Annotated in this window: 13 protein-coding genes and 1 pseudogene; 7 read left to right on the top strand and 7 right to left on the bottom strand. The window is 54.5% G+C overall.

The window, feature by feature from the left end:
* The first annotated feature begins 2 nt into the window (after positions 1-2).
* From copD to ACSQ87_RS10520, 3 genes are all read left to right on the top strand, one after another.
* On the top strand, positions 3-938 hold the full coding sequence (gene copD / locus ACSQ87_RS10530) for a copper homeostasis membrane protein CopD (RefSeq protein ID WP_223432057.1): 936 nt from the start codon (positions 3-5) through the stop codon (positions 936-938).
* Between the two features lie 122 nt (positions 939-1,060).
* Positions 1,061-1,846, top strand: a complete 786-nt coding sequence (locus tag ACSQ87_RS10525; protein WP_223432056.1) for a transporter substrate-binding domain-containing protein — start codon at positions 1,061-1,063, stop codon at positions 1,844-1,846.
* Between the two features lie 104 nt (positions 1,847-1,950).
* Complete coding sequence (locus ACSQ87_RS10520) at positions 1,951-3,051, top strand: IS110 family transposase (RefSeq protein WP_436273574.1); 1,101 nt, start codon at positions 1,951-1,953, stop codon at positions 3,049-3,051.
* A 349-nt stretch (positions 3,052-3,400) separates the two neighbouring features.
* On the opposite strand, the gene ACSQ87_RS10515 is transcribed toward ACSQ87_RS10520, so the two are convergent.
* Complete coding sequence (locus tag ACSQ87_RS10515) at positions 3,401-3,619, bottom strand: hypothetical protein (protein ID WP_223432055.1); 219 nt, start codon at positions 3,617-3,619, stop codon at positions 3,401-3,403.
* A gap of 473 nt (positions 3,620-4,092) precedes the next feature.
* Between ACSQ87_RS10515 and ACSQ87_RS10510 the strand changes: the two genes are divergently transcribed.
* Together ACSQ87_RS10510 and ACSQ87_RS10505 are read left to right on the top strand one after the other, a co-directional pair.
* The gene (locus ACSQ87_RS10510; protein ID WP_046047769.1) at positions 4,093-4,362 is read left to right on the top strand and encodes a hypothetical protein; all 270 of its coding nucleotides are present in this window, start codon (positions 4,093-4,095) and stop codon (positions 4,360-4,362) included.
* Between the two features lie 484 nt (positions 4,363-4,846).
* A pseudogene (locus tag ACSQ87_RS10505) lies at positions 4,847-5,056 on the top strand (hypothetical protein).
* A 103-nt stretch (positions 5,057-5,159) separates the two neighbouring features.
* On the opposite strand, the gene ACSQ87_RS10500 reads toward ACSQ87_RS10505, so the two are convergent.
* From ACSQ87_RS10500 to ACSQ87_RS10490, 3 genes are all read right to left on the bottom strand, one after another.
* Positions 5,160-7,283 carry a hypothetical protein gene (locus ACSQ87_RS10500; protein ID WP_436273593.1) on the bottom strand — a complete coding sequence of 708 codons (2,124 nt, stop codon included), beginning with the start codon at positions 7,281-7,283 and terminating at the stop codon, positions 5,160-5,162.
* A gap of 471 nt (positions 7,284-7,754) precedes the next feature.
* The gene (locus ACSQ87_RS10495) at positions 7,755-8,186 is read right to left on the bottom strand and encodes a hypothetical protein (protein ID WP_436273592.1); all 432 of its coding nucleotides are present in this window, start codon (positions 8,184-8,186) and stop codon (positions 7,755-7,757) included.
* 127 nt (positions 8,187-8,313) lie between these two features.
* The gene (locus ACSQ87_RS10490) at positions 8,314-8,973 is read right to left on the bottom strand and encodes a hypothetical protein (protein WP_436273591.1); all 660 of its coding nucleotides are present in this window, start codon (positions 8,971-8,973) and stop codon (positions 8,314-8,316) included.
* Between the two features lie 178 nt (positions 8,974-9,151).
* Between ACSQ87_RS10490 and dusA the strand changes: the two genes are divergently transcribed.
* Both dusA and tal read left to right on the top strand, forming a co-directional pair.
* Positions 9,152-10,147: a tRNA dihydrouridine(20/20a) synthase DusA gene (dusA, locus tag ACSQ87_RS10485; RefSeq protein WP_436273590.1), complete on the top strand. Its 996-nt coding sequence runs from the start codon at positions 9,152-9,154 to the stop codon at positions 10,145-10,147.
* Between the two features lie 178 nt (positions 10,148-10,325).
* Positions 10,326-11,252, top strand: a complete 927-nt coding sequence (gene tal / locus ACSQ87_RS10480) for a transaldolase (RefSeq protein WP_056744331.1) — start codon at positions 10,326-10,328, stop codon at positions 11,250-11,252.
* A gap of 112 nt (positions 11,253-11,364) precedes the next feature.
* Here the strand turns inward: tal and rssC are convergent, their stop codons facing one another.
* From rssC to ACSQ87_RS10465, 3 genes are all read right to left on the bottom strand, one after another.
* A complete protein-coding gene (rssC, locus tag ACSQ87_RS10475) occupies positions 11,365-11,847 on the bottom strand; it encodes an anti-sigma factor antagonist RssC (RefSeq protein ID WP_007935262.1) in 483 nt (160 codons plus the stop codon).
* Positions 11,847-13,028 (bottom strand): two-component system response regulator RssB, encoded by a 1,182-nt coding sequence (rssB, locus tag ACSQ87_RS10470; protein WP_223431966.1) that lies wholly within the window; start codon positions 13,026-13,028, stop codon positions 11,847-11,849. Before rssB ends, rssC begins: the two co-directional genes overlap by 1 nt.
* Before the next feature lie 353 nt (positions 13,029-13,381).
* Entirely contained in the window at positions 13,382-14,071 is a 690-nt protein-coding gene (locus tag ACSQ87_RS10465; RefSeq protein WP_223431967.1) for an MlaA family lipoprotein, read from the bottom strand.
* Between the last annotated feature and the right edge of the window lie 92 nt (positions 14,072-14,163).

Raw genomic sequence — 14,163 nt, 5'->3', positions numbered from 1 at the left:
TGATGAGCGACTCGGTCAGCATTGCACTGCGCTTTGGGTTGTATGTGGATTTGATGCTGTTGTTTGGGCTGGCGCTGTTTGGGCTGTATAGCCTGAAAGAACAGGAGCGGGTGTCAGGGGTGGCGCTGCCGCTTCGGTCGATGTTGACCGGGGCGGCGTTGCTGGGCGTGCTGCTTTCTGTCGCCAGCATGGTGATGATGGCGAGCGCCATGAGCGGTGAAACGGACTTTGCCGAGCTGCGTCCGCATATCGAGATGATGGTGTTGGAGACGGATGTCGGGTTGGCCTGGGTCGTGCGCATCATCGCGTTGGTTATCGCCAGTCTGGCGGTGATGCTCAATCGCCGTGCGCCCGGATTCAGCCTGCTGATCGCGTCTTTTGCCGGCGCTATCGCCCTGGCCAGCCTGGCCTGGAGCGGTCACGGGGCGATGGATGAAGGTAGCCGGCGGTATTGGCATTTCATCACTGACATCTTGCATCTGCTGGCTTCGGGGGCCTGGCTCGGTGCGCTGGTTGCGCTTGCCTTGATGGCAAAGATCAACGATCTGCAAACCGAGGAACGCATCAGATTGCTGGCTCGGGCTGTCAGCCGATTTGAATGGGTGGGTGCAGTGATCGTGGCCGTCATCACGGTCACGGGAGTCGTGAACTACCTGTTCATCGTCGGCCCAACGCTCGACGATGTCTTGCTCAGTACCTACGGGATTTTGCTGTCCATCAAAATCGCGCTGTTTGCCGGGATGCTGGTGCTCGCCGCGTTGAACCGGTTTCACCTGGGGCCGTTTTTGCAGCGGTCGTTGCGTGAGGGTCAGTATCGGGTGGCGGCGAACACGTTGCGGCGCAGCGTGGTGGTTGAATTGGCGGCGGCGGTGTTGATTGTGGGGTTGGTGGCTTGGTTGGGGACGTTGAGTCCGGAAATGGAGATGGCGGGGCAATAGCTCTCACGAGTAATGGTCAGGCTGCAGCCAATCAAGTGCTACAACATCCCACGCCAATGTTGAGTGGGGCAGCAGAAAGTAAGTACTCTCAGCCCCCACTCCATCATGGAAGCCGGATAACAATGAACAACCTAAAAAGCACAATGATGCTCGGTGGCCTGCTCGCTCTATCGTTTGCCGCTCAGGCAGAGCCATCGCACTTGGACAGCGTCCTCCAACAGGGCCAACTGCGCGTGTGCACAACAGGCGACTACAAACCCTATACCGTCAAAGCCGAGGACGGCGAATACTCGGGCATCGACATCGCCATGGCCCGCTCGCTGGCCGACAGCCTGGGCGTCAAGGTCGAGTGGGTGCAGACCACCTGGAAAACCCTGATGCCCGACATGCTCGCGGGCAAATGCGACATCGGCGTCGGCGGCATCTCGGTCACACTGGAACGCCAGAAAAAGGCCTTCTTCAGCACCACACTGGACGTCGACGGCAAAATCCCACTGGTGCGCTGCGAAGATCAGGCGCTGTACCAGACCGTCGAGCAAATCAACCAGCCTTCGGTTCGGTTGGTCGAACCGGCCGGCGGCACCAACGAAGCCTTTGTTCACGCCTTTCTACCCAAGGCGCAATTGCGCCTTCACGACAACGTGACCATCTTTCAGGAGCTGCTGGACAAGAAGGCTGACGTGATGATTACCGACGCCTCGGAAGCGCTCTATCAGCAGAAACTCAAACCCGGCCTGTGCGCGGTGAACCCGAAGCAATTCATGCAGTACGGCGAAAAGGCTTACTTGCTACCGCGTGATGACATGACCTGGAAGCTGTACGTCGATCAGTGGCTGCACCTGGCCAAAGTCACAGGCAACTACCAAAAAGTTTTGGGTCAGTGGATAGCAACACCCGAACCCAAATAACCGCACGTACACAATCCCTGTAATTGAATGGACTCGCCCAAGCCGAGGCGTCTGTGCGCCACGGTGGCATTCTTATAGAAGCCAACGACAGCGAGGGCGAGGCCATGAAAAAGCATACGACGATCAATCAGTTTTTGTCAGCCGATCTGGCGGCATGCACCACAGTTGCGGTGGATCTTGCCAAAAGAGTCTTTCAGTTGGCCGGGGAGGATGCTCTCGGTCAGGTGTTGTTCGAGAATCGAATCAAGTCACGTGAGGCCTTTCAGGCATTTCTTCATAAGCTTTCAGCGAGCGTGACGGTGTTGGTGGAAACCGGGCCAGGCGCTCAGGCATGGGCACGATTGCTGCAGACGCAGGGTAATCCGGTCCGCATCCTGCCGGCCCAACATGTGGCCAATCATCGCAGCGGTCCGAAAAATGATCGCAACGATGCATTGGCTATCTTGCGCGCAGGCCGCGATTGCAAGATCTCAGCCGTACCGCTCAAGAGTGCGGCGGCGCTGGCGATGCAGGCTCTGCACAGGGCCCGGCAGGGATATGTACGGCGACGCACTGCGGTCGGCAATCAGATGCGCGGTTTACTGCTGGAACATGGTGTGGCTATGGCGCAGGGTGAAATGGCTATCAGCCAACTCGTGCCTCGGATAGTGGAAGATGCCACCCAGCCGTTACCCGATTTGCTGCGCGAACTCATCGCCGAATTGCTGGGTGAATGGGGTCAACTGGGCGAACGCATCAACGTGCTGACCGGTCGGCTGGAAGCGGCAGCGAAGGAGGATGAGACGGCGAAGCGGCTGATGACGGTGCGCGGCGTTGGCCCGATCATCGCCACGGCGCTGCTGGCCAAGCAGACCGAGCCTAAACGCTTTGCCAACGCGCGCTTGTTCGCCGCCTACTTCGGTTTGGTGCCCAGCCAGCACAGCAGCGGGGAGAAGGTCCGGTTGGGCAAGATGAGCAAGCAGGGCGATGCTTACTTGCGCAGTCTGACGATCCAGGGTGCCCACGCCGTTTTAAAACAGCTACGACCCGATTCACAGCAGCCGGATGACCAACGTCTCCAGCGTTGGATATCCCGCCTGGGTCGCAAGGAGGCAGCCGTGCGATTGGCCAACCGCAACCTGCGCATCCTCTGGGTGCTACTGCAAAACGACCAGACTTATCGTCGCCAGCCAGGCACTGGCCAGGAGGCGGCGATGAGTCACTGATAACAGAGTTCTGCCACCGGGGCGTTAAGCGCTCCAACCCATGCTGAAGAACATTGACCCAGGTCAGACCGTCGCGGATTGATGCCTAAGCTGCTACTGGCCCTTGAGGCCTTACTGTAATCGGCATACCACGAGCTTACCCAATGTTGGCCAGAAGCCGTTGAAGGCTTCCTCGAACAGGCCTCATACATAGATGCAACCGGGTAGCAGTGTTCAAAAAGCAGGTTGAACGTGGGGGCGAGTCCATACATAGCAGCTGGCGAAGCCTGCGTCCGGCTGCGCAGCAGTCGCCAACCCAAAGCACACGGCACATCAGGCAAAACGCAAAACGGCGGAAACACTTCCGCCGTTAATCGTCGTGCAACAACCCCGAACCGTACTCGCCGAAGCTGTTGCCGAGCGCACTGCCATGGAAATTCATCTTATTGGGGTTGTTGGTAGGCCCCGGACCAAAACCGGCAGACGGCAGCGTGGCTTCCGAATATTCGCTATGGGTGCTTGCACCCGAGCAGGCGCTCAATAGCAATGCGCCGGCGATCAGAGCGACTTTGAAGAGGTTCGAGATCATTTTTCAGTTTCCTGTGGGTGGGAAGCGCGGTGACCTTAGGTAGTCATCCTATGCCGCGAGACCGCCGGGAATTATGAAACTTTGTTCGGCGACAGCGTTGGTTCAGGTAGTGATTGCTTGAGGCAAAAAAAGGGACTTCTCCAGACAAACTGTCAAAAGAGCAACGTCCTACACGACTCTGGGAATTGTCCGTACACTTGCGCATTGCTGTGCCTTTGTCACGAGGCCTATAGTCCGGTCCACGCCCAAATGGCGTGTCGGGTTTGGCGACTCGATGACCTGGTACAGAAGCCTCCGAGTAGTTCTCGGAGCGCTTTTGAACGCACTTGGCTACCTTTTTTTGGTGGCTGTGCGTGGGAGACCTTAGGGTCTGCCGGTTTTACCATGGTCCGGTTCGCCAACCCGCGCACAGCTACCACCCTATTGTTTGGCGACGATTGAGTGGTAGGTCTTCCTCCTACATGGAATCACTCATGAAAGAATATATGGCTTTGACCAGTAACGCCGACGACCTTCCCTCGCTGTATGTAAACACCACCCAACCGCTGCACTCACTGCTTAGCACCGCACGCTACCGAATTGGTGCGGTAACGCAGATCCTGGAAAACCTCGCGATGCGCGGTGATATCACCACGGACTCGGTCATCCTCAGCGACTTCGCAATGCTTTGCTGCATACCGTTGCGCGATGGCTGTGATGTGCTGGATGTCATTGCGCGACGTATGGATGCTGAACCGTCCTGACGTCACAAAGGGGCGCCCTTCCCGGACGCCCCTCCGCTCATGGGCACTCCGAGGCCAACACAGAACAATCGCAGAAAAGCTCGCTTAAACCCGGCAACCCCAATCCTGATGAACTCCTCTCCTCCCAGCCCCACCCATTTCAGAACCGCCAATGCCCCCAATCACCGCCACACCCGCCCAGTTCTCCCGTCGCGTCTCCGTCGCGCCGATGATGGATTGGACCGACTATCCACCACACGCCATTAAATAAAGGCCATTGCGGCCAATCAAAAACTCCCGTACCAATTTTGTACCAGCGATTGTTGCGCACTTTAAAGCCCAGCTTTCTCTATCACCCGCTTAAGCAAATTTTAAGCACCCCCTTTCGGTACCAATCATGGGCACTGTCGTAGAGTCCAAAACCCTCGGCGTTAACGATCCGTCATCCAATCCGACTGAGGTATTTTCCAAGTTGCTACGCTTCTCTCTTCTCGGAGGAATCGTGATGCCCAACTCAGATCTGCTCCCTTCCCTGCTTTTCAAGATCAACGAAAACCAACTCGCGCTCGAAGCCTCCATCATGGAGCTTTCGAACTGAGTCAAGCAGCGTGGAGCTGCTGATATTGCTGACAATATTCGCGGCGCCCTGGTAGCGACCGATCGGAACGAGGAGTTCATCAAAATGACACTCGCAGTGATGTTGACGTCGGAGTGAAAGCCAAACGGTAAATATCGGCCAACTGCTGCCACTCGCCACATAGAGAGAACCGACTTGGGAGAGGCAGCGCAGCTCACAAATATTCCAGATACTAGAAACATCAAGAATGTGAATGTCCACCTCGTTGATCTACTGCAATTACAAAAGCCTTTGTCGTTTCAAAATTTTCTATATTGGCGAGTGCAGTCAAAATAGAATCGTAAACACCGGCAATGCAAAGATTGATAGCATGGATTTCGCTATTCAAGTTGATTGATTTGTATTGATTCTTTAAACCGTAAGCCTTTCTAATGGACTCTTGGATTCTGGCTCTTTCGCCCGCTTCCTCTGCAATCAAGAAGCTAATGCGACTGGAAAGACAGGACTCTACTGCTTCTACACGGTGCTGCAAAAGGATCTCCTCCGCAGCGGATAGCGTGTAGTGTAAGCGATCAACCAGGCTAATCATTGTCGAGCCTTTGCTAAACATAATGATGGCTGTTCTGATTGACTTCGCAAAATTGTTGAGCGCGCCCGAAATAAGAAGCGTGCCAGCTTTTTCTAGATTACGCTCTCGCAACTCGGATAACTGATTATTGGATAGCCGCCAATTACCATAAAACTCTGGCATCAAACCATCTTGAACAGAAAACTTACTTCCGGATAGTGTTAAGATTTGTTTCCTCGGAAGATACTCTGTACCGCTAAGAGCCGTGGGATATCTTGCGGCGCCCATGAATGCGTTTGGCGCGAAAAACCGTAATAGGTCTACAGCGTCACCTGCCAGGGCGAAGGCGGTTGTCGAGATAAGCGACTCATGTACTTCCATGGAAACTTTGACCGCTGCCAAACCTAAATATCTTTTTTTCAGGTCGTCCACCAACCGCTGGGAATTTTCTACTGCTTCCTGAGGCTCGGACGGCATCATCTGCTCTATTCCATCAAAGAAGTCCAACGCGATCGGAGTTATAGTTACTGGTCCGAATTCGAACGATGATTCTACTTCCAGATGTGCTATCGGAAATATGACATCCTGTCGAGTTATGTCAGTTACACTTCTGCTTTGAAGATAATCATAGAAGGACAATTTTTCCGATTTATCGAATGACTCGCGAGCCCAAAATATGAATATATCGGTGACAAATTCAAGATCAAATCTGTCTACCACCCAAGCCTCTTGTGCAATTCTCTGATAAGCTTCGTTAAGCATGTCAAATTCGGCTTCGAGCAGTCCAAAGGACCCCTGCTTCTTGTGGATAAAACAAGTAACTTGTTCACCCTGATGGTTGTGCGAGGTCACAATGGCCGTTTTCATCGCGCTTTGATCGTTTAGTTCAACTGCAGGGCGCATACTTTTAAACGAACTTTCTTTCTGCACCGCTATTTCGTGAATTCGGATTTTTGAGAAAATTTTCAACGCCAAAGAGTCTATAAAAATTTTTGCAGAATTCTCTAATACCTCAACACTCGTTTCAATCGGTGACATTGTGTCCAGGCTGATAGGCGTGTTGACTCTCTCGGCACTGTGCTCAGACTCTTCTGCCTGCAGTTCCGCCAACTCAGCTAGGTCTGACGCGTGATACTGGGTTAATGCGATATCCAACCAACTATGCAACGCCTTAACTTCATCTACGTACTGTTTGGTGAAAGCATCTATTTCAACATAATCGCCGGCCTGTTTAATATACTTTAGCGCCGGCGCTGTCCAGCTTTTGAAATCCAATAAGGAGGTAGCTTTGATACGGACGCCTGTTTTAAAATGCATAGCTCCATCGGGCCCAACATTCGAGCACTGCATATACATCTCTGAGTTTGGCAGCCCCTTGTGCACCATGAAATTTCTAAGATCATGAACAAATTTGCAGACTGGTGAAGCGCCGACGGTTTCTACGATTCGTTTGTTAATCTCTTGATGTATCTGCGTCTCAATGTATTTTTCGTTGAGCATTACTCGGGTATGATCCACCACAGTCTTCGCTGCAGCCACAAAGTTATGTATGTGTCTATTTATTTCCCTATGGGCTTGGTCGCCAGCATCTTTGTTGCTCACAAACATCAGCTCTATACCAATGTCAGGATCGCTTAGCTTTTCCGCTTCCTCAACAAGGCTAGTGGCATTCATGTATAAAATATTAAGGGAAAATGATCGCATTTTTTGATCATTCAGAAATCGCATACCCTTTGATTCGTAGATTTTTCGCAAGTGTGCTGGCCAGTTAGAAAAATCTTTGTCAATGTCGGTCACTTTAAATTCGCCTTAGAGTGTAAGAGCTTCGCCCTGAAAAATATGCTAACGCAAGCGGCCTAACGAACCAATAACAGTAAATGGATGCGCTAAGTAATACTCTAGCCTACGACTTTCTAGTGAAGTGAATCGATATCAGCCAGTAGATAGAAGCTGTAAGATCTTAAGGCCTTTTAGCCTCGCAGTCCGAGGTCTCTCGTAACGGGCTGACGCGGACCATCCTCTGATCTGGTAACAAGCAGGGCATAGATAGGGATTCGAACCCCTTCCGCCACCGTTCCGGGCCGCTGTGGGCCACTGAAATAAGGAAAAATAGTATTGCTTCTGGCCTATAGCGGTACGCAGCGGCCTCTAGCTTGCCCTAATTTTGCCCTAAAACTGGAGAGACGCTACATGACTCCCTTGCTTATGAGACTCTCTCCTTCGTTACCGGTTTGGATAAGCGGTTATTGGGTCTGTAGTAGTTAATTTTCAGCGCGCTGGCTTAGGACGAAAACCCTGGTAAACCCAATTTAGAGTTAGCCCAAGTCCATAAACCAGTGCACAGCTAAACACCCACCATGCGAAGGCAGCACCTATCTGCTTCGCTTGAAACCAGTGAAGGTTTTCTAGCTGATCTATGTAATCAGCCTCAACGTGCCGTCTCGCGGACTTCACCTCGTCGACAGTTCTAAAATCCCGTGTATTCAATTCATACAGGAAGCTGTGTGTCCGCTCGCCCTTGTTCTTATCAGGGTTTTGCAACTCCAATATTTTGGATTCATAGTCGGCGGTGATTTCTTCGTGCCAGCGGTCAACATCTGCCCTCAACTTTAATCCCGTCAGCAAGAATCCAGTAACGACGAGTGCCCAGACTACACACACCACAACCCACAGCCGCTGCCATCCGTTGAGTTTTCTCACATCGCCTTCCTCATTTCCTACTCGCGTGGAGTGTTTATGAAATCTCTCGAACAAAGGGGACAGATCTATTTTTCATAGAAAATAAATCTGTCCCCTTTAGCGTTTTGTCCCCTTTAGCTCATGAAAACTAGAATGCTTCCACAGGCTTCTTGGCCGCCTGAATAATCTTATTAGCCTCTAACCGCGGAAACGAAAACCGAATCAACACCCCCGCATCAGCTCCCTCACCCGCAAGTACCAACTCAGCAGACCGGATATTTTCAGGCGATGCGTTCAGCGCGCTAACCGCATTCGGCTGCCCTTTGGCATTCACACCTTCCAGAAACGTATAGGTCAGACTCCCGGAGGTCAGGCCGACCTGTTCAAAGTTGGATAGCTTCGCTGTTAACTCGTCTTTACTACTCACTTTCTTCGCAACTTCAACCACGTCCAGCATTGACTTATCATCGGTCATGGAAACCAACGTGAACGTCTTGGAAAGCCCTGCAATGGCTTTGCCATACAAATCCTGATCGAACGGGCTGATCAACGACACCATGATCAGCTTGTCGCCCGAAAACACCAACGCCACGGTGAATTTCTCTTCCAGGAAGTCGACGTCGTCGATGCACCTGGCCGTGCCGCCAACATCCTCGGAACAATCGTAGTAGCCAGCGGCTTCGGTGTAGTTCGCGAGGGGAGATTGATAGACGTAATTCTTGAAGAGCTTTTCTTCGGCGGCGGCGCTTTGTGCGAATGCAAAAATGCCGGCGGCGGCGAAAGCAAATGACGCGATTCTTTTCAGCATGGGATCCCTTCCTCAAACAGCTCACTAGTTAGTAGCCAGATGCTATCAGTCCGTCTTGTGGCTGTCTCGCTCAATCCCACAGCTACGCGTGCTCATCGCAATAGGACTCGCCTAAGCCCCGCAACCCCAATCCTGATAAACTCCCCTCCTCCCAGCCCCACCCATCTCAGAACCGCCAATGCCCCCAATCACCGCCACACCCGCCCCGCTCTCCCGCCGCTTTTCCGTCGCCCCGATGATGGATTGGACCGATCGTCATTGCCGTTTTTTCCTGCGCCTACTCTCCAAGCACGCCCTCCTCTACACAGAAATGGTCACCACCGGCGCGCTGCTCAACGGCGATCACGACCGCTTCTTGCGTCACAACGAAGCCGAGCACCCGCTCGCCCTGCAACTCGGCGGCAGTGTGCCGCTGGACCTGGCGATGTGCGCGCGTATGGCGCAGGAGCACGGTTACGACGAGGTGAATCTTAATGTCGGCTGCCCGAGTGATCGGGTGCAGAACAATATGATCGGTGCGTGCCTGATGGGGCATCCGCAGTTGGTGGCCGATTGTGTGAAGGCGATGCGTGATGCGGTGTCGATTCCGGTGACGGTGAAGCATCGCATCGGAATCAACGGGCGGGACAGTTACGAGGAGTTGTGTGATTTCGTCGGCACGGTTCGGGATGCCGGGTGCACCAGTTTTACGGTGCATGCGCGGATTGCGATTCTGGAGGGGTTGTCGCCGAAGGAGAACCGCGACATTCCGCCTCTGCGTTATGACGTGGCGGCGCGGTTAAAGACGGATTTTCCGGAGCTGGAGATTATTCTCAACGGCGGGATCAAGACGCTGGAAGCCTGTCACGAACATTTGCAGACGTTCGATGGCGTGATGTTGGGTCGTGAGGCCTATCACAACCCTTATGTGATGGCCGAGGTGGATCAGCAACTGTTCGGCAGTACAGCGCCAGTGATCAGCCGGGCCGAGGCGCTGGCGAAGTTGCGGCCTTATATTGCCGCGCATATTGATGCGGGCGGCTCGATGCACCACATCACTCGGCATGTGCTGGGGCTGGGCACCGGGTTTCCGGGGGCGCGGAAGTTTCGGCAGTTGTTGTCGGTGGATATTCACAAGGCTAAAGAGCCTTTGGTGTTGCTGGACCAGGCGGCGGAGTTGCTTGAGGGGCGTTAACGGTCGCTTGGGTTGAACCTGTGGTCTGATTTGGCATCGTATTTATCGATACTGCGCCCCGCCATTCAAACAGCCGTTTTCAGGTTGTTGCCGCTGGGGCCCTCGATACGTACACGCACCCTTGAGTGGCTGTCAGCGCTCGGGTAATGTCATTAGACCCATAGGACAGAGCACGCCCATGACTTCCAAGCTGGAACAACTCAAACAAATGACCACCGTGGTTGCCGACACCGGCGACTTCGAAGCTATCGCTCGCGTTAAACCCGTGGACGCTACCACCAACCCTTCCCTGCTGCTGAAAGCGGCGGCCATTCCCGGTTATGCCGAGTTGCTGAACGCTTGCGTCAGCGACTGCAAGGGCGATGTGGGCCTGGCCAGCGACCGTTTTGGCGTTGCGGTAGGGCAAGAGATTCTGAAAGTGATCCCTGGCCGTATTTCCACCGAAGTGGATGCGCGCCTGTCGTTCGACACTGACGCCGTATTGAAGCGTGCGCACCGTCTGATCGAGCTGTACGACAAGGCCGGCATTGGCCGTGACCGCGTGCTGATCAAGATCGCTTCCACCTGGGAAGGCATCCGCGCTGCCGAAATTCTGGAAAAAGAAGGCATTCAGTGCAACCTGACGCTGCTGTTCTCGTTCGCTCAGGCAGCGGCATGTGCTGATGCAGGGGTGTTCCTGATTTCGCCGTTCGTGGGTCGCATCTACGACTGGTACAAAAAGGCCAACGGCAACGACTACACCGGCGCGGATGATCCGGGCGTGCAGTCGGTGACGCGCATCTACAACTACTACAAGGCCAATGACTACAAGACCGTGGTCATGGGCGCGAGCTTCCGTAACCTGAATCAGATCGAGCAGTTGGCCGGTTGCGACCGTCTGACCATCAGCCCGGATCTGATTGATAAGCTGGCGGCGGACACTGGCAAGCTGGAGCGCAAATTGGCGCCGGGGCAGGCTGGTGAAGCTCGTTTGAGCTTGAATGAAGCGCAGTTCCGTTGGTTGTCCAACGAGGACGCGATGGCGACCGAAAAACTGGCTGAGGGTATTCGTCAGTTCGCTCGCGACCAGGAAAAGCTTGAGGCGTTGTTGCAAGCCAAGCTCTGATCCAATAAGAGCAAATGCAAAAAGGGCGAACCTTGGTGGGTTCGCCCTTTTTTATATGTCGATTTTGGGGCTGCTTCGCAGCCCAGCGGGAGCGAGCTCCCTCGCCACAGGATCAGTGACGCTCGAGGGCGTTCACCAGATCATGGAACGCTTCACGATTGGAGTCGTTCAGGCCCATGAGGATCTTGTGTGCTTCGAGCACTTTGATCCGCACCACTTCTTCGGACTGATCCTGATCTGGCAGGTCGGTCAGGCACTCGGGGCACGGGATCGGGCGGTCAACGATGTTGAACACTTGCTCGAAACCCATGGACTGCAGCAGACGAGTGATGTCTTCGTGGGTGGTGACAACGGTCGGCAGCAAGCCGACCTTTTGCCGCGACAGGATCGACAGCTTGGCCAAAAGGCCAAGGGTGGTGCTGTCGATGCTGCGGGTTTCGGTCAGGTCGATCACGATTGCGTTGAAGTTCAACGCCGTGAAGATCCGCTCAATAGTCGCATCCAACGCCGAACACAGGGTCAGGCGAACTTCACCGACGAACTTCAGGACGAAGGTGCCATCCTGCTCGGCGAACTGGATTCTACCGGTACTCATTAAAGATTCCTGCTCAACACCAACAGGGCGATATCATCCGGCATCTCCCCTAGCGTGGCCAATCCAAAAACCTGCCGCAGACCATCCAGGCTGCCGCCCGCTGCCTTGACCCGTTGGGGCAAAGCCGCTTCTTTTTCTTTGAGTGTAGGTTCTGGCAAAAGGTCCAGAATGCCATCGGACATCAGCGTCAGGCTGAACGTCGGCGGCAGCTCCAGTACGTGGTCTTCGTAGGTGGCTTCATTGAAGAGGCCCACCGGCAGACCACGCCCTTCCAGATAACGAACACTGTCTGGCGTGTACAACACAGGCAACGGCAAATGGCCACCGATGCTATAGGTCAACAAACCTGTCTCCTCGTCGATGACTCCACCGACCATTGTGACGTGTTTACCCAGCTTACAACTGATCAGGCCTCGGTTGATATGACCAAGGACCTCTGAAGGCTTGAATTCCGGCAATGTACCGCTGCGCTTGGATTCGAACAGCAAGCGCGTGGTCATGAACTTCAGCAGCACGGTAACGAAGGCTGAAGAGGCGCCATGACCGGAAACGTCCGCCAGGTAGAAGGCTACCCGACGCTCGTCGACCCGAAAGTAGTCGACGAAATCACCCGACAGGTACAGAGACGGGATGATCTGGTGAGCAAACTGGAACTCGTCGATGGACCAGGGGCTGACCGGCAGCATGTTCATCTGCACCTGGCGACCGGCGTTCTGGTCTTCCTGGAGCAGGTTCAGGCTGGCGGCGAGCTCGCGGTTGGCCTTTTCCAGCTTCTCGCGGTAGCGCTGGTTTTCCAGCAGCAGGCGCGCACGATCCAGGGCCCGGCGCACAGAGTGCTCGAGCACAGCCAGATCTTCGAGAGGCTTGATCAGGTAGTCCGCCGCGCCCAGGCGCAGGGCCTCGACCGCGTCGTTCATCACGCCGGCGCCCGAAACCACGATCACCGGGGTTTGTGGCGACAGCTCGGTGACCTGGCGAATGAGTTCGAGTCCGCCCATCTGTGGCATGCGCAGATCGCAGATGACCAAGTCGGGCTTGTCTTGCTCGAATACCTGAAGACCCTGCTGGCCATTGCTGGCCTGCAAGACGCTGAAACCACTGTCTTCCAAATAGGCGGCGAGGCTCGCGCGCACTACTTCGTCATCATCGATTATCAGCAGCGTGGCACTGGTTTTTGGCATGTGGGCAAACGGCGCCAGAATTAGGTTGGCGTAGCAGGCAGGGGCTTTGTCCCGGCTCACACTACTGGATTCGCTTTCTAGCCTCTCTACTGCACTGTTTTCGAGCGTTTGCCCTACACACAGGTACACCAGAGGTGCCCTTCTAAGGCGCAGACGGTACTCCCATCCGCGGGGCGTTTCAAGCTCACGCCGATGGTCGCTTGACGACTTTCGATTTCAAATCACCGGGAGTTATAAGAACCGGCAAAACCGTAACGTAATGGAAGGTTCAAACCCATGCGTGAAACCGGTCCCGAAAGCCCAAACGAAAGAAGGCGGCCCACTGGCCGCCTTCCTCGTTTTACCGGTCTAGATCAAAAATCGTCTTCGACCTGGCCGTCTTTGACTTTGAATTCGCGGTTCTGCAGGTACGCATTGCGGATGAAGGTGTACTTGTCGCCGGTGATCAGCTTCTCACTCGACAGCAGATTGGCGCGGGTGTCGACAATGTTCAGGCCGAAGATCGAGTTACGCACGGGCACGTCGTTGATGTACGGGTACGGGCCGGTGTAGCCGTCGACATACTTGGACGGCGCATCACGCAAGGTGCTTGGGCCCAGAAGCGGCAGCATCACGTACGGGCCGCTGCCTACGCCCCAGTAACCGAGCGTCTGACCGAAGTCTTCGTCATTGCGTTGCAGGCCCATCTTGGTGCCCACATCGAAGAAGCCCAGCAGGCCGAAGGTGGTGTTGAAGATCAAGCGTGCGGTGTCGACGCCAGCGGCGGCCGGCTTGGCCTGCAAGATATCGTTGGCAAGGTTGGTGACTTCACCGACGTTGCGGAACATGTTGTGGATGCCGTCTTCAAGGAACTGCGGCGTCACGAACTGATAGCCCTGGGCCAAAGGCTTCAGCGCATAGGTGTCGAGTACATCGTTGAACTTGTAGATCGGGCGGTTGATGCTTTCCCAAGGGTCGTCTTCCGAGGCTGCCTGGGCAACGAACGGAACCAGCAATACGCTGGTAAACACACAAAACTGAGCTAGATGATTGCTCCAGCGCATAGAAAAACTCCTTGGATTGTACTGGCACGGGCCCTTGGCCCAAGCGTTAAGCGGGCTAGTATAAGACGGAAAAGCCGCTTTAGGCAGCACCG

Source organism: Pseudomonas sp. LjRoot277, assembly GCF_964253845.1.
In the GTDB taxonomy this organism is placed as follows: domain Bacteria; phylum Pseudomonadota; class Gammaproteobacteria; order Pseudomonadales; family Pseudomonadaceae; genus Aquipseudomonas.
This window is presented reverse-complemented; position numbering and strand designations above follow the sequence as displayed.